This window comes from Lihuaxuella thermophila (genome assembly GCF_900110165.1).
In the GTDB taxonomy this organism is placed as follows: domain Bacteria; phylum Bacillota; class Bacilli; order Thermoactinomycetales; family Thermoactinomycetaceae; genus Lihuaxuella; species Lihuaxuella thermophila.
The window spans coordinates 288,441-303,943 of the sequence record NZ_FOCQ01000003.1 but is presented as its reverse complement, the minus strand read 5'-3'; the positions used below and the strand labels follow the sequence as shown (position 1 = coordinate 303,943).

Sequence of the window (15,503 nt, the reverse complement as noted above, 5' to 3'; positions counted from 1 at the left end):
CCATTCAGTCACTTTCACAAGCAAATGGAGGGGGATCATGAAGTTCAAACGTTTTATGACAGCAGGGCTCACTTTATGCCTTGCCGCAAGCGTGGCCGGATGTTCGGATAACGGCGAAAAGTCGGCGGAGAACGGGAAAATGACGATTACGGCGATGAAATATATTTACGGTGATCCTCCGCCCATCGACGGTCCGGGACTCAAAAAAATCAACGAGAAATTCAAAGTGGATTATCAACCCCGATTTATTCCGGAAGCCGACTACGACGAAAAGCTGACAGCCGTCATGGCTTCCGGCGATGTGCCCGACATCGTCGGCTTTAAGGGCTTCGGCGTGAATGAGATGAAATTTTATACTTGGGCGAAACAGGGAGCTTTTCTGCCGTTAGACGAGTACATCAAAGATTACCCGACCTTCAAAATGGTGCCGGATTATGCGTGGGATGCGATGAAAGTGGATGGCAAAATATACGGGATTCCGGAGTACTCCCCGGTTTCCGAGGTTACCCCCGTGATCCGGAAAGACTGGCTTGACAAACTGGGGCTGAAGATGCCGACCAATTACGAAGAGCTTAAAAAAGTTGCGATCGCTTTCACCAAACAGGACCCCGACGGGAACGGCAAAGATGATACGTACGGAATCGCCATGGGCCAAAATATCGATCCCGATTATAATATGGGGGCCTACTGGGATTATACGGCCTGGTACCACAAGAACGAACAAGGGCGGTACATCCCGGGCATCATCTCCGATGCGCGCAAACAGCTGATTCAGTTTTACGCCGATCTGTACAAAGAAGGGGCCCTTACGCGCGATTTTGCTTTGATGAGTTGGGGGGACGTCAACTCCAAGGAATTTTATGCAGGAAAGGCCGGGATTTTTATCGCTGCCCCGCAAGGCATGTCGGAACCGTATATGCAGAGTTTATTACAGGTGCATCCTGAAGCGGAACTCGTACCCATTCCTCCGTTCCAGGCTCCCGACGGTTCGAAAGGTTTCAGGGCCCGAAAACCGTATTTTGGCATGACCGCTTTGTCGGCAAAACTGGCCGATCAACCTGAAAAAGTGAAGCGCATTCTGGAAATGATCGATTTCGGGCGAAAGTTTTATCCGTGGGAAGAGCGAACCCCGGACAACAAAGATTTCGACTGGCTGTGGGGGCATCAGGGAGAAGGGTATGTGATGAAAGGCGGGAAGCCCGTTGCCCAAAAACCGGAGTCGCAGCCCAGAACCTATCTGCCCGATAAAAAAGGATGGGCTCCCAGTCTGGAAGCCAACCGGTATTCCATGGAATACAATGTACCCCAACTGGCCAATTTGACCCGACAACTGGAACAAATGCATGTGCAGACCAAGCATTACTTCAATCCCGTGAACGGAATCATACCGGAAATTGAACAACAGAAAGGCGAAGAGCTCAGGCAGTTTCTCATTAATGAACAGACGAAAATGATCGTCGGACAGCGACCGATTGACGAATGGGATCAAATGGTACAAGAGTTTTTGAACAAAGGCGGAGCCCAATGGATCAAAGAGATGAATGAAGCGATCCAAGCCGGTAACAGACAGGGATTTTGGAAATAAAAATGGCACGAATGCTTCCGTGTTTCAAAAAAATACAGGGAACCCGTTGGTCGATTCCCTGCTTGGTTGAAACCCGGCCCCCCTCGCAGGGAACGCCGGGTTTTTCCCGTCCGTTAGAGAACCCAGTGCCGGATCGCCTGAGCCACTCCATCTTCCTGATTTGTAGCGGTAATCCAGTCGGCTGCCTCTTTCACCACAGGCTGGGCATTCCCCATCGCTACGCCCAGACCGGCTTCTTTGATCATGGCCAAATCATTCAGGCTGTCACCGAGCGCCATGACGTTTTCCATGGAAATGCCGATTCGACGGCAAACGCTCTTCAGCCCTTGCGCTTTATTGACTCCTTTTGCATTCACTTCAATGTTGGTCGGGCTGGAGTTGGTGATTTCCACGCGGTCCCGCTCGGTCTCCAGTTCCTGTAAAATCTTTTCCCGTGCCGCTTGATCGTCGGTATCAAACCCGAATTTCAGCCACTGATGAGCAAGAATATCCGCGGGAATATCATTCCGCCACACCTGGTCGATGGTGACACACCAGAAATAGGTAGAATACTTCTGCGACAATTCCCACATCCACCGGACAAGGTCCGCTTCGATCAGGTTTCTTTCCAGCAATTCTCCCGACCCGGTCCAAATTTCAGCACCGTTTACGGTCACCAGGTAAGATGACAGCTGAAGGGATTCGGCGTAGTCGCGGCAAGTCATCATCGTCCGGCCCGTGCTGAATACCACCGAGATCCCTTTTTCCTGGGCTTCCTTAATCGCCTGGCGGTTCGCCGGCGATATATTTCCGTGGTTGTCCAATAAAGTCCCGTCCATGTCCAGTGCGATCAGTTTAATCTCCTTCATTCTTTCCTTCCTCTCTCCAGTCAACCATGACCGTAATTGGTTCCCTGTTTTTATCATCCATATCTATTGTTACACAAATTCTTCGTTTTCGGAAATGTTGAAGATGACCCTGAATGTGGCGAACGTTCTTTTTTGTTACAATAGTATGAGAACGATTCGGCGGTGGAGGGGGATTTTACGATGACGATCAAAAATAAAATCTTCCTCAGCTATGTTCTGTTATTGATTGTACCGCTTTTGGTCATTACACTGATCAATTATTGGACGAGCAAGGATATGATCGAAAAGAAATCGGTCGACCAATTTTATACGGTTTCCCAGCTCGCCAACCGGCAATTTGATCAGTATTTCATGGATATTGAGAATCTTTCCATGAATATTTTTCAAGGGAAGATCGTGCAAAAAAAATTAAGCCAACCCCTCTATTCGCATCGTGAGCCGACCATCGATGATTTTGAGCAGGAAAAGGAAATGACCCATTTTTTGCGGGGGATTTACAAGTTGAAGCCCGGAATCTCCAGTATTCTCATTTACGGGTACAACGGCCGGAATTACTATTACCACCCTAAGAGAAGCTGGAATGCGGCGTATGACGCTACCCGTGAACCGTGGTTCAAACACACGGTTGCGAAGGGGGGTGCATGGGTCTTAAGCGGCCGAAGGGAAGAAAAGCAATTATACAATAAATTTGACCGGCGTCCCGAGGAAGTAGTCACCTTCAGCCGCGTCATTAAAAGCCTGCAATCGTTCGAGCCGATCGGGGTGCTGGCGATTAACGTAAAAATAGAAACATTGGAGAACCTGGCGGGCGTCAACACAGGCCCAAATAAATTAATCATTTATGACCAGGACGGAAAACCGGTCGTAGCCAGTACCGGATTCGATCCCCGGCTGCAGGGAAACGAGTTTCTTCAGGTAAGCACCGTCTCGCCGTATACCCGCTGGAAATCGGCCTATTTTGCTTCAAAGGATGTCTTGATCAAAGAATCCAGGCAGATGCGGAACTTCATGATGTTCATCACCGTTCTGCTGCTGGTCCTTGCCTCCGTGCTCGCGCACTTCATCTCTGCCGGCATCGTGAAGCCGCTCCGCCGGTTAAAAGCAAAAATGAAAGCGGTGGAACGCGGTGAATTTAACAGCCGGGAAGAGGGCGCTTCCGTGAGAAATGACGAGATTGGGGAACTGACTTACGGATTTAACCATATGCTCGAGCGGATTGAAATGCTGGTAGAGGAAATACGCAGGCAGGAGCAGCAAAAACGGGAGGCCGAATTGAGTGCATTGCAGGCGCGGATTAACCCTCACTTTATGTACAACACCTTAAACGGGCTGCGCTGGGCAGCCATGATGGAAGGGAATCACCGCATTGCCGGCTGGATTACTTCGTTTGTCTATCTGTTAAAATTCAGCGCCAAAAACCAGGATGCCCTGATTACCTTACAGCAGGAGCTGGAGTTGCTCCGGCACTATGTTGAGTTGATGAAAATGCGCAACGACCAGTTCGATTTCCGACTCCAGGTGGATGACAACATCCGCCATCATCTGGTTGTTCCCTTTTTATTGCAACCCATTGTGGAAAACGCCATCTTTCACGGCATCGTGCCGTCGGAACGCAAGGGAGTCATCGAAGTGAATGTGTATTGCCGCGACCGGATGAATGTCGCCGTGATCCGGGACAACGGGGTGGGGATCGAAGAAGAGAAATTAAAAACGCTCCTGTTACCGGCGAGTCCATCAGACCAGGGAGAAAACTTCAATAAGATCGGATTGAGCAATGTCTCCGATCGCTTGCGGCTCAAGTTTGGACTTTCAGCGGATTTACAGGTGAAAAGCAGGTTGAATGAGGGAACAGAGGTGATCGTTGTGTGGCCGGTCATCGGAAATGAGAAGGAGGAACAGCCGGATGAGGAAAGTTTTGCTGGTCGAAGATGAGCTGCTGGCCCGCTCGGGGATGAAGGCGTTGATCGACTGGGAAGAGAACGGTTTTCATCTGGTCGCCGATGTTTCGCACGGGCAGGAAGCGCTCAGGGTTTTACAGCAACATCCGGTCGACATTGTCTTGACGGACATCCGCATGCCTGTCATGGACGGCCTGACCCTGATTGAAACGATTCGGCAGCAAGAACTTCCGTGTGAAGTCATCGTCTTGAGCAGTTATGACGATTTCCGGTATGTCCGCAAGGCGATGCAATTCGGAGTCCGCGATTATATCCATAAGCCGACGATGACCCCGGACGAACTGATCGAAACATTAAAAAAGGCGGCCGAGGAGCTGGATAAAAAAAGATCGGCCGAAAAGTTCCGGCAGATGGTGGCCGATTTCGCCCGGGAAAGCCGTGATATGTTCTTGAAGAAGTTAGTCAAACAGCTGATTGACAGCGGCTCTTCGGCGTTGGACCCGCACATCACCCACCTATTGGACAGTGCAGATGTCCTTGATCAACCGTTTTATCTCTGCCTTTTCCGCATTTTCTTTCCCCAGGTCCCCGGGACGGAAAGAACTCTCTTTCTTTCAGAGGAACAAATCGTTCACTCGTTTATGGATCAACAGGTGGGAGATCTCCGTTACGCCCTTCTTGACCTGCGCGAAAAGGATGAATGGTTGTTTCTTTCCCCGGTTCATCCCGGACCAATCCTTGGCGGGTTCGGACCCTATGCGGATCGTTTCGGATGTCAGCTGGTGTGGGAAGCGGCAGACGAGCCAACCGATATTTTTCATGTGAGTGACATCTACCGCAAGCTAAGCCGGGCTGTTTCCGAGAAATGGGAGGCGGCGCAACAACACAAGTACCGTCACCCGCTGATTCAGAAGGCGATTTCTTACATGCATGAACATTACATGAATCCGCTCACATTGGAAAAAGTAAGCGGACATATTCACATCAACCCCTCGTACTTCAGCCGGCTGTTTTACAAAGAGACCGGAGAGTCGTTTACGGATTACTTAACCGCTTACCGCTTAAAGCGGGCAAAGCAGTTATTGTTGCAAACGAACTTACCCGTTTATCTGATCGCCCATCGGGTCGGCTACTGCAACAGCAAATACTTCCTGAAAGTATTCAGAAAGCGGTTCGGGATGACACCGGGGGAATTCCGGCGAAAAAACACGGTCAGTGGTCAATAAAGGTTACCATTTGGGGCAAAAAAAGAGACCTGCAGATGAACATGTAAAAATAGTATACTCCTTTGTCATCAAAGCGTCCTTTTGGGCTGGTTTTTATTTTTATAAGATTTAAACAAAACGGAAAACTGTCATCTGAAACGGCTTTTCTGGAACAACGGGAGTGGTTGCAGGTGGAACTTGCCATTAACGGCGGAAAACCGGCCCGGAGTAAGCCTTTGCCCCCCAACTATCCGGGAGCGATGATGATGGGGGCGGAGGAGGCGGAACTGGCGGCCCGGACTATCCTGGCCCAATCGCCTTTTCGCTACTACGGGCCGCGTGTGCAGGGAGCGGTGCGGGCGTTTGAAGATGCCATGGCCCAACAGCTGGGCATTCCTTACGTACTCGCCGTTTCATCCGGTACGGCCGCATTGATCGTGGCGCTAAAAGCACTTGGGATCGGATACGGAGATAAGGTCATCGTTCCCGCCAACACATTTATCGCAACGGTCGGGGCCGTGATCTGTTGCAACGCAGTCCCTGTCTTTTGTGATGTGGACGAGAGTTTGAACTTGGATCCGTCCGACCTGCCCCGCGTCATGGATGACGAAGTCAAGGCGATCATTGCCGTGCCGATCCTGGGGAACCCGTGTGAGATGGACGCGATCATGAGGTTCGCCGAACAGCACCATCTTTATGTCATCGAGGATGTGGCCCAGTCTTGCGGTACGAAATATAAGGGCAACTATTCAGGGACGATCGGACATATCGGAGCGTTTAGTTTTCAGTTAAACAAAATATTGACCGCCGGCGAAGGCGGGGCGGTGGTAACCCGGTCCGGGGAGTGGTTTGAACGCTCGGTCCGTTACCACGATCAGGGGATGTTCCGGGAAAAACACCGGTACGGACTGGATTCACCCGATGAAACGAACGCCTTTATCGGACAAAATTACCGGATGAGTGAACTCACGGGGGCGGTACTCCGGGCTCAGTGGGACAAATGGCAGCAGATCACTTCCAGCATGAAAAAACATTACCGGACCATCCGCGATGCGTTAACAGCGGAAATCCCGAACGTGCAGTTTCGAAAAACGGTGGATGAAGACGGAGAACTGGGGTCCAACTTGGGGATCATCCTTCCTTCCGGCGAGATCGCCGGGAAGTTTGTGCAGGCACTTCAGGCGGAAAACATTTCCGTTTCACCGTTGTATGGAGGAAAGCCCGTCTATATGATGCCGCAAATCCTCTACCGGCGAACGGTTGACCTGAGCGGTTTTCCGTTTGATTATCCCTTCAAGCGACCGGTCGTCTATTCTGAACACATGTGCCCGCGCGCGTCCGATCTCATGCCGCGAACCGTTTATCTGCCGGTCAGTCCGCTGTTAACCGATCAGGATACGCAGGAAATCATTGACGGTCTGGTTAAAGTCTATCGCGGCTTGGGCCTGTAGTTCCTAGGCAGAAAGGGGGGATCGCTGGCATGACCCGTCACGCGGCAACAGAAACAGGAATGGATGCTCTCACACACAAGCAGACCAAACTCGCTCGTCTTGCGCGAAGAGTTTACCGGTATCGGTGGTATTATTTGATGATGCTTCCCGGTCTCGTCTACTTCCTCATTTATCATTATCTCCCCATGGTGGGTGTTGTGATCGCCTTTAAGGATTTCAATTTGATCAAAGGGATCTGGCACAGCCCCTGGGTCGGCCTCAAGCATTTTGAGGAGATCTTCACCTCCCCCGACATCTACAGAACGATCCGAAACACGTTGATGATCAGCACGTACCGGATCATTTTCGGTATGTTGCCCGATCTGTTGCTGGCACTGATCCTGAACGAAATCAGGGTCCGCTGGTTTAAGCGGACCGTGCAGACGATTACTTACGGACCCTATTTTTTGTCCTGGGTGATCGTATATGCGCTTGCTTTTTCCTTTTTGGCTCCCGAATCGGGGCTGGTAAACACGCTGCTTCGCCATTTGGGAATGAATCCGATCGACTTTTTGACCAATCAGGAATATTTCCGGACCATTCTCGTGACTACGGACATCTGGAAAAACACCGGCTTTGGAGCGGTGATTTATCTGGCGTCGCTGGCGGCCATCAATCCCCAGCTGTACGAAGCGGCGGTGGTCGATGGCGCCGGCCGCTGGCGGCAATTGTGGCACATTACCTTGCCCGGCATCCGCAATGTGTTTCTCCTGCTGTTGATTCTTCGCATCGGCCATATTATGGATGCTGGCTTTGAGCAAGTATATATTTTCCTCAACGCCAGAGTGTATGAAACAGGTGATATTATCGACACGTGGGTATTCAGAAGAGGCCTGGAAAACCTCGAGTTCAGCATGGCAACGGCGGTAGGCTTCTTCAAAGGAGTCGTCGGACTGGTTCTGGTGATCGGGGCGAACAAGCTGGCCAAACGCTTCGGGGGTTCAGGTATTTGGTAGGGGGTGAACACCATACTGTACAAAACAAAAAGCGACCGGATCGTTGACGCCATTTTGTACCTCATTTTAACCCTTTTCGCCCTTGCCGCACTCTTTCCCATTTACTACGTGTTTGTCATGTCGGTCACCCCGATCGATGTCGTCCTGAAAAACGGCGGGTTTGTCATTTTCCCGGAAAAAGTGACCTGGGAAGGGTATAAGGCGATTTTTGAAAGCCCTGTCATCCCGCGGGCGCTTCAGGTGACCGTTTTTGTGACGGTTGTGGGGACGGCGCTCAACTTGATTGTAACGACTCTGCTCGCTTATCCGCTTTCCAAGAAACAACTGCCGGGCCGGAACTTCTTCCTGTTTATGATCGTGTTTACGATGCTTTTTTCCGGAGGCTTAATTCCGCTCTACCTCGTGGTGCGGGCCACGGGTCTCTTAAATACCGTTTGGGCACTGATTATTCCGGGGCTGGTCTCCGCCTTTAATATGCTGATCATGAAAACCTTTTTTGAGAATCTTCCCGAGGAGATTGAGGAGGCGGCCAAAGTGGACGGTTGCGGGGAGCTGGCTGCTCTGTTCCGGATCGTCCTGCCGCTCTCCAAGCCGATTATGGCGACCATGGCCCTGTTTTACGGCATCCAACACTGGAACGCCTATTTCCAGGGGATTATGTACATTACGGATAAATCCCTCTATCCGATGCAGGTGGTACTCCGAAATATGCTGCAGGCGCAAAGCGTCAGCCAGGAGCTGTTGACGCAGAATCCGACGCTAATCCAGCAGCTTCCCCCGGAAACCTTGCAAATGGCCGCGGTGGTCGTCACGATTTTGCCGGTTCTGGTGATTTATCCGTTTGTGCAAAAATATTTCGTCAAAGGGTTTTTGCTCGGGTCTGTGAAGGAATGAAACCGGATTCGCTCGCGTTCCCGCGTTCAGCGCTTGAAATGATAAAAAGGGAGGAAAAAGCCATGAAGGTTCAGCGTCTGGCGATTTGGCTGCTCATTTTTACCCTTGTGCTCAGCGGCTGTTCGTTTATTACCGGGGAAAAGCCAAGTGAAAATGAAAAAGGGGGCAGCGGGGGAAAACTGGAGCTGAAGTGGTTTACCATGGTGGATCAGGCGACCACGGTTTTGCCGGATGTGCAGAACGATTTTGTGAAAAAGAAGATCGAAGAAAAGTTTAATGTGAAATTAACCATCGAGTTTATGCCGTTTGGACCGGACCGGGATAATCAGTTGAACGTCAAAGTGGCCAGCGGTGATGCGCCCGATATGTTTTTGTCGACCGGCATCATGAGCCAAACCCTGGCTCTCAACGGAGTATTGGCGGATCTGACCCCGTTTGTCTCTCCGAAGACGATGCCCAACTATTTCAAATGGGTCAAAGAAGAGGAGTTAAAGCGATATGCCATACAAAACCAGTTTGTGCGCGCTCCGATTCCGTTTGCGCGGAATGTGTACCGTTCCTACTATATCCGCAAAGACTGGCTGGACAAACTGGGGCTTCAAGTACCGACCAACTATGACGAAATGATCAACGTCATGCGCGCATTTACGAATAATGATCCCGACGGCAACGGCAAGAAGGACACGTACGGCATGTCGGCATCCGGCAACGGAAAAGGGCTGTCCATCGATTTGCCCCAGTATCTCCATAACGGTTTGATCGGGATGTTTATGATCGAAAACGGCAAATTTATCGATGTGCAATCCGACCCGCGCGTAGAAAATGTGATTGATGAAACGGTGCAGATGATCAAAGAAGGAATTCTCGATCCCGATTGGTATTTAAATGAAGGAGAAGCGCACATTGACCGGGCGGCCCAGGGAAAAGTGGGCATTGTAGCCAGTCATACGCGCGACTTGATTTGGGATGCCAACCCGCAAAGTCTGCAAAATAAGTCGAAGGCCATTGATCCGAAGGCCGACTGGATTCCGTTTAACCCCTTTAAGGATCAGCCCGGAATCTGGACGGAAACACTTCCTGAAACAGCCTTTCTCTTCCCCAAATCTGTCGCAGAGAACGAACCGGAGAAAGTGAAGCGCTCCGTGCAAATTTTGGATTGGCTGGCCAGCGAAGAAGGGTATCTCCTCACCCATTATGGTGTGGAAGGAAAACATTATACGCGCAGCGGCAACAAAATCACGCTGAAACCGGATGCCATCCAGAAAGAGATTGTGGAGAAAGGCAATTTTCTCGATGTGTATGATTTCTTCACCCCGGCTGAACCGGAAGTGCTCGGCCTGGAAGTGATCGACCCGCGCATGACGGAGCGCGACCGGAAAATCGATGAAACCGTGAAATCCTATCCCAAAATTCCGTCGATCGGCACCAATGTGGCCCCGCCGAAAGGGTTAAACCTCGCCGACTTCCGGGCGAAGATGCACGAGTACCATTCCAAAATGCTGTTTGACGAAAAATCGGGCAAAAACTGGCCGAAATACCGCCAGGAGTTAATGACCAAGTACAAAGGCCAGGACGTGTTTCAGGCCTATGTCGAGCAAGTCCGGGCGACAGGTACCAAAGTGGAAGATTTTAAATAAAGCATGAGGTCATGCTCTGAGAATAGGGGTAAAAAAATGAAGCAGCTGCAGACAAGTCCTGCAGCTGCTTCATCTTTGTTGCGGGTTGGGCCATGCTCACAGTGGGGGGAGAAATTGATCGCTCCAGGTGATTGAATCATCATATAAAATAGAACGAGAGATTGGAAGGAAGCCATTCGACTCATCAAGCCGTATGTGTGGGCCGGACTGCAAGACTGCCAAAAATCTCATGTTTTCAATAGATTATCAAACAACGGGATTATTGATAAGATGAAGGGTCCGGCGATCGGTTCTAAAAAAATATTTCTATTTCGGGCGAATGGAGATGCAAGAGTTTCCTTTCCATCATATTCTATATTGATTTTTATTCAAGATGGAAAGGGAGGAATCGAGTTTGGGCAATTTACAGCGGCTATGCAACCAGTTTGCCAGAATTGTCGGGGGTCAGCCCAGTGTGATGAATGGGGTTTGTTTTGTGCAAAAGTTCAGGAACATCCCGGTAACGATTTTGGGGCGTCGCAGCCGGTCTCCTCTGGTGTTGCCAACCTTCTTTACTTTTGAATCGATCGACAGACAAGGCCGGGCCTTAAACCTGGGAGAAACCGTGATCTTACCTGCAGAAGTGAACCCGTTTATTTCAGAGTTGCGCAAAAAAGGGATCATTGTGGCATCCCTGCATAACCACTGGTTATTCGAGAAGCCGCGTCTGATGTATATTCACTTTGAATCCGTGGAAAATCCGATTAGCTTTGCGAGGAAAGCTGCGCAAGCTTTACGCGTGTTAAGGGATTAGAGAGTGAATCAAAGGAGTCTCTGTTTACAGGAAGATAGAACCGACTGGCAAGCTTCGGCTTGCTTTTTCTTGTCGCCGCACAGACGGAAATCTTGTTCAGCCAGGATAATAAAAGACGGGGCCTCATATACATAAAGCATGTCCTCTGTTTCGGAGATGAACGTAAATCATGTCGCTTTCAAGAGTATGGATCATTATGGCAGCCAGTGCGGTGTTGGCAATCGGAATCAATTGCTTTTTGGCTCCTTACCGGGTGCTGGACGGGGGAATGATTGGGATCGGTTTGATTTGCAAGTATTTGTGGGGAGTGAAAGCCGGTTTCACCATCCTTTTATTGAGCGTTCCGATTTTTGCGCTGGCCTGGTTTTATGATCGTGATTATTTCTACAACAGTGTGTACGGCATGTTGATTTCTTCGTTTTTCATTGATCTTCTCCAACCGCTGCAATTTAAATTCCTTGCCTGTGTCCGGTTGGATCCTTTATCCAGTTCCATAGTCGGGGGGATCCTTGTCGGATGGGGAATCGGTATGATGCTCAGACATGAAACAAGCACGGGTGGCACAGACCTGCTGGCCCAACTTCTAGCCTCTGTTTTTCGGATCAATGTAGGGGTTCTTATTTTTATGATTGATGCCATGGTCATCAGCCTTGGCGGCTGGCTGATTTCCAAAGAGACTTTATTGCTTTCCCTTATCACCATTACGGCGGTGGGATTGACGACCAGTCTGTGTACCTGGAAAATCAGTGAGAATGCCTGATCCCGGAACGAAGGGAGATCAGGCACTGTCATGGCTCAAAAATAAAGTTATACTCGTACTTTTGTAGAGTAAACCGATTTGATTTATAATATTTTATAGAAAAGTATTGCAGCAGAGAAATAAGAACTTGGCGTTTGATCCAGACTACATCCCATACAGATCCAAAACAGATGCGAAGAGAGGATGCTGGAAAGTGGCTCATTTATTTACTCCGTTTACTTTTAAAGGGTTGGAACTGAAGAACCGAATCGTCATGCCTCCCATGTGCCAATACTCCGTGGAAGCCAGAGACGGGAAGCCGAATGAGTGGCATTTTGTACATTATACCAGCAGGGCGGTTGGCGGAGCGGGATTGATCATCATAGAAATGACAGACGTCGAACCGGATGGCCGGATTACAGATTTTGACCTTGGCATATGGTCAGATGATCACATTCCGGCTTTTGCGCGGATCATTGAGTCGTGCCACCGACATGGTGCAAAAATGGGAATTCAAATCGCACATGCCGGCCGGAAAGCTGAAGATGCAAAGACGCCTGTCGCGCCGTCAGCGATCCCTTTTAATTCCAAATTTAAAACACCAAGGGCGCTGTCCACCGATGAAGTGAAAAGGATGGTGGAAAAGTTCAGGGATGCCGCTGTGCGGGCCATTCAGGCGGGCGTGGATACGATCGAGCTTCATGGCGCCCACGGCTATCTGATCCATCAATTCCATTCGCCGTTAACCAACCGAAGAGAAGACGAATACGGTCAAGACCCAGCCAGGTTCGGGGTCGAAGTGATTCAGGCGGTCAAAAGTGTCATGCCGAGCCGGATGCCGCTCCTGATGCGCGTTTCCGCTGTTGAATATGCCGATGGCGGGTATGACCTGGAATATATCATTGAGGTTTGCAAGCGATATAAAGAGGCGGGGGTCGATCTGTTCCATATCTCTTCCGGTGGGGAAGGACCGGCCGGCTCCAACAGAAAACCGGGCAATTTCCCCGGCTATCAAGTGCCGATGGCCCGGGCGGTGAAACAAGCGCTCGATGTACCCGTCATTGCCGTCGGAATGCTGGATGATCCTGTCTTGGCGGAATCGGTGATCGCCAATCGCGACGCGGACCTTGTTGCCGTGGGGCGGGGAATGTTAAAAGATCCGTATTGGGCCATTCATGCCGCAGAAGCTTTAGGACATAAAGCAGAGCCTCCCAGACAATATGTGCGTGCATTTTGATTTTTAGGGCGATTGGAGATGTGAAAAGACGGGAAAACAGGAAGCCAGCCTAAGAACCAAGAAGGAAGCGCAGAAACTTCTTCTTTGTCATCGGAGGCGGAAGGTTTCCCGGTTCGGGTTGCCAACTGTTCAGAATCCATCAACGTTCAAGCTTGGAACAGATTTCGGCACCATTTTTCATGTTGATTTTCATCCACGGAGGGAAAACGATGAAACTGGGGTTGAGCACGTACAGTTTGTCAAAGGCAATGGCTTCAGGTGAAATGACGGTATTGGACGCCATGGATTGGATGAAGCAGCAAGGTGCCCGGCATGTTGAGATTGTGCCTCACGGATTCAGCCTGGAAGATCACTCTTCTCTGGTTGATGAAATAAAGGGAAAAGCAGAGGAGCTCGGGCTGGAGATTTCGAACTATGCCATCGGTGCAAACTTTATTGGGCTGGATGAAGCCGGTTATCGGAATGAGATCGAACGGGTGATGAGGCATGTGGATATCGCCCATCGCTTAGGTGCCGGACGGATGCGGCACGATGTCGCCTCCCGTCCGAAACATGAAACGGACATCCATCGATTTGAAGCGGATTTGCCCCTGATCGTTTCCGCTTGCCGGCAAATTGCCGATTATGCCAAACAATACGGAATCATCACCAGTGTTGAAAATCATGGCTATTACGTTCAGGCCAGTGACCGGATCCAGAGGTTGTTATATCTGGTGGATCGGGACAATTTTAAAACGACGCTGGATATTGGTAATTTTTGGTGTGTGGATGAGGATCCGGTTCAGGCGGTTGAAAAGAATCTGCCGTATGCATCAATGATCCATTGGAAAGATTTTTACCTTCGCCCCAGACATCAAGATCCGGGAGAAGGATGGTTTCAAACATTGTCCGGAAACTTCCTGCGAGGTTCCATTTTCGGCCACGGGGATCTGGATGTCCGCACTATCCTGAAAATCATTAAAGACTCCGGTTACGACGGTTTTATTTCGATTGAATTTGAAGGCATGGAAGATTGCCGACTGGGTTCAAAGATCAGTATGGACAATGCCCGGCGGATCTGGGAGGAGGTTTGATAGGGAAAGAAACGGAAATTGTCTTTGACGGGAGAAAAATGACAATATTGACAGTATAAAAACGTTTCATTACAATAGAAAATCCAGGGTCAAAAGCACATGGGTGATCGTTCGGAAAAATGGTCCCTTCAATCACTTACCCTTACATGTCGAGAGGGCCGAAGATCAAGGGTTATCGTCTGTGGCCAAAGGCGGGGAAACTCGTCACGTGGGTTCGAATCCCACCGTCCCTTGATCAATCCTTGCCCTCTTTTTTATGTCAGCGAGATGTCTCGGGTGGAGACGCCAAGTGAGTGATCCCTTTTCCATCCCTTGCCCCCATCCGGGCCGAAGGAATGAGGGTTATCGAGGGGCTTGGTGGTCGTGAGACCAGCGGGTTCGACTCCCGCCTCGTTGCGTTCTTTTGAAATGCGGCGGATAGCTCAGTGGCCAGAGCGCCAATTCCTTGTTCCGCTCTCTTGTCCGACAGGGCCGACGGGCGTGGATTATCGCCGCCAATTCAAGCGTGGATCGGGACACGGTCGGCGTGCATGAGGGTTCGAGTCCCTCCCAACTGGCGTACCACGCAAATCCTTGCCCACTCCTTGCCCTGGAAGGCCGAAGGATCAAGGTTATCGCCTTTAAGCGGGAGGTCGAGGGTTCGAGTCCCTCTCCGCCGCAACATGGACAGGTAGCCAAAAAGGTTAAGGCACCAGACTGACTTTTTAAGTCCGTTTCCCTGGTCCGACTCCTTACCCTCACGGGTCGAAGGACAGTAGGGTTATCGTTGAATCTGGGGATTGCAGGTTCGAGTCCTGCCCTGTCCTCAAACAAGGGCCGAGGGATCAAGGTTATCGTATCGGAATGTGGCTCCGACCAGCGCCCTTGATCCGATTCCTTGCCCTCTTTTAATAATGTTAACCTGCGGCAGCTCTCACCGCTTATTTTGATTATTTAAAAATCAATGTCACTAAAATGAGTACCATGATTCGAAGGGTGAACATCCAGCTCCTTGTCCACTTGTTGAACTGCCAGAGTTTCTTGATGATCCGCTAAAGGTGTACTGTTTGCTGTTGCTTGATTTGCAATCATCCCTGTCATCGGTGGAATTTTCGTAAATTTCTTCACGCTCATATTGTCACATGCTGATCTGTAGAGTAGTAAACAAT

Annotated in this window: 13 protein-coding genes and 2 tRNA genes; 13 read left to right on the top strand and 2 right to left on the bottom strand. The window is 50.2% G+C overall.

Annotated elements, in window-relative coordinates; genetic code table 11:
- The first annotated feature begins 37 nt into the window (after window positions 1–37).
- The gene (locus BMW55_RS04980; protein WP_244527438.1) at window positions 38–1,585 is read left to right on the top strand and encodes an extracellular solute-binding protein; all 1,548 of its coding nucleotides are present in this window, start codon (window positions 38–40) and stop codon (window positions 1,583–1,585) included.
- 113 nt (window positions 1,586–1,698) lie between these two features.
- Here BMW55_RS04980 and BMW55_RS04975 read toward each other — a convergent pair whose 3' ends face one another.
- Window positions 1,699–2,433 (bottom strand): Cof-type HAD-IIB family hydrolase, encoded by a 735-nt coding sequence (locus BMW55_RS04975; protein ID WP_089965928.1) that lies wholly within the window; start codon window positions 2,431–2,433, stop codon window positions 1,699–1,701.
- A gap of 180 nt (window positions 2,434–2,613) precedes the next feature.
- Here BMW55_RS04975 and BMW55_RS04970 point away from each other — a divergent pair, with 180 nt between their 5' ends.
- The 12 genes from BMW55_RS04970 (at window position 2,614) to BMW55_RS19240 (ending at window position 15,161) form a co-directional block, all read left to right on the top strand.
- The gene (locus BMW55_RS04970) at window positions 2,614–4,365 is read left to right on the top strand and encodes a cache domain-containing sensor histidine kinase (RefSeq protein ID WP_089965926.1); all 1,752 of its coding nucleotides are present in this window, start codon (window positions 2,614–2,616) and stop codon (window positions 4,363–4,365) included.
- Window positions 4,337–5,557, top strand: a complete 1,221-nt coding sequence (locus BMW55_RS04965) for a response regulator transcription factor (RefSeq protein WP_170839745.1) — start codon at window positions 4,337–4,339, stop codon at window positions 5,555–5,557. Before BMW55_RS04970 ends, BMW55_RS04965 begins: the two co-directional genes overlap by 29 nt.
- 170 nt (window positions 5,558–5,727) lie before the next feature.
- Window positions 5,728–6,987 carry a DegT/DnrJ/EryC1/StrS family aminotransferase gene (locus tag BMW55_RS04960; protein WP_139179440.1) on the top strand — a complete coding sequence of 420 codons (1,260 nt, stop codon included), beginning with the start codon at window positions 5,728–5,730 and terminating at the stop codon, window positions 6,985–6,987.
- A 29-nt stretch (window positions 6,988–7,016) separates the two neighbouring features.
- Entirely contained in the window at window positions 7,017–7,982 is a 966-nt protein-coding gene (locus BMW55_RS04955; protein ID WP_089965920.1) for an ABC transporter permease, read from the top strand.
- A gap of 3 nt (window positions 7,983–7,985) precedes the next feature.
- Window positions 7,986–8,876 carry a carbohydrate ABC transporter permease gene (locus BMW55_RS04950; RefSeq protein ID WP_089965918.1) on the top strand — a complete coding sequence of 297 codons (891 nt, stop codon included), beginning with the start codon at window positions 7,986–7,988 and terminating at the stop codon, window positions 8,874–8,876.
- Between the two features lie 62 nt (window positions 8,877–8,938).
- On the top strand, window positions 8,939–10,513 hold the full coding sequence (locus tag BMW55_RS04945) for an extracellular solute-binding protein (protein ID WP_170839744.1): 1,575 nt from the start codon (window positions 8,939–8,941) through the stop codon (window positions 10,511–10,513).
- Window positions 10,514–10,907: 394 nt separating this feature from the next.
- Window positions 10,908–11,306 (top strand): DUF1259 domain-containing protein, encoded by a 399-nt coding sequence (locus BMW55_RS04940; RefSeq protein ID WP_425283817.1) that lies wholly within the window; start codon window positions 10,908–10,910, stop codon window positions 11,304–11,306.
- A 169-nt stretch (window positions 11,307–11,475) separates the two neighbouring features.
- The gene (locus BMW55_RS04935; protein WP_089965913.1) at window positions 11,476–12,066 is read left to right on the top strand and encodes a YitT family protein; all 591 of its coding nucleotides are present in this window, start codon (window positions 11,476–11,478) and stop codon (window positions 12,064–12,066) included.
- Between the two features lie 193 nt (window positions 12,067–12,259).
- The gene (locus BMW55_RS04930) at window positions 12,260–13,282 is read left to right on the top strand and encodes an NADH:flavin oxidoreductase/NADH oxidase (protein ID WP_089965911.1); all 1,023 of its coding nucleotides are present in this window, start codon (window positions 12,260–12,262) and stop codon (window positions 13,280–13,282) included.
- A 209-nt stretch (window positions 13,283–13,491) separates the two neighbouring features.
- Window positions 13,492–14,355, top strand: coding sequence for a sugar phosphate isomerase/epimerase family protein (locus BMW55_RS04925; protein WP_089965908.1), 864 nt, complete (start codon window positions 13,492–13,494; stop codon window positions 14,353–14,355).
- A 154-nt stretch (window positions 14,356–14,509) separates the two neighbouring features.
- Window positions 14,510–14,588: transfer RNA gene (locus tag BMW55_RS19245), tRNA-OTHER, on the top strand.
- 431 nt (window positions 14,589–15,019) lie between these two features.
- Window positions 15,020–15,161: transfer RNA gene (locus tag BMW55_RS19240), tRNA-OTHER, on the top strand.
- A gap of 127 nt (window positions 15,162–15,288) precedes the next feature.
- Here the strand turns inward: BMW55_RS19240 and BMW55_RS18955 are convergent.
- Window positions 15,289–15,468 (bottom strand): hypothetical protein, encoded by a 180-nt coding sequence (locus BMW55_RS18955; RefSeq protein WP_139179439.1) that lies wholly within the window; start codon window positions 15,466–15,468, stop codon window positions 15,289–15,291.
- Window positions 15,469–15,503: the final 35 nt, after the last annotated feature.

Bases quoted from the DNA above. Each gene is read 5' to 3' on its own strand.
- BMW55_RS04980 (WP_244527438.1), top strand. From the start codon at position 38: ATGAAGTTCAAACGTTTTATGACAGCAGGGCTCACTTTATGCCTTGCC.
- BMW55_RS04975 (WP_089965928.1), bottom strand. From the start codon at position 2,433: ATGAAGGAGATTAAACTGATCGCACTGGACATGGACGGGACTTTATTG.
- BMW55_RS04970 (WP_089965926.1), top strand. From the start codon at position 2,614: ATGACGATCAAAAATAAAATCTTCCTCAGCTATGTTCTGTTATTGATT.
- BMW55_RS04965 (WP_170839745.1), top strand. From the start codon at position 4,337: ATGAGGAAAGTTTTGCTGGTCGAAGATGAGCTGCTGGCCCGCTCGGGG.
- BMW55_RS04955 (WP_089965920.1), top strand. From the start codon at position 7,017: ATGACCCGTCACGCGGCAACAGAAACAGGAATGGATGCTCTCACACAC.
- BMW55_RS04945 (WP_170839744.1), top strand. From the start codon at position 8,939: ATGAAGGTTCAGCGTCTGGCGATTTGGCTGCTCATTTTTACCCTTGTG.
- BMW55_RS04935 (WP_089965913.1), top strand. From the start codon at position 11,476: ATGTCGCTTTCAAGAGTATGGATCATTATGGCAGCCAGTGCGGTGTTG.
- BMW55_RS04925 (WP_089965908.1), top strand. From the start codon at position 13,492: ATGAAACTGGGGTTGAGCACGTACAGTTTGTCAAAGGCAATGGCTTCA.
- BMW55_RS18955 (WP_139179439.1), bottom strand. From the start codon at position 15,468: ATGAGCGTGAAGAAATTTACGAAAATTCCACCGATGACAGGGATGATT.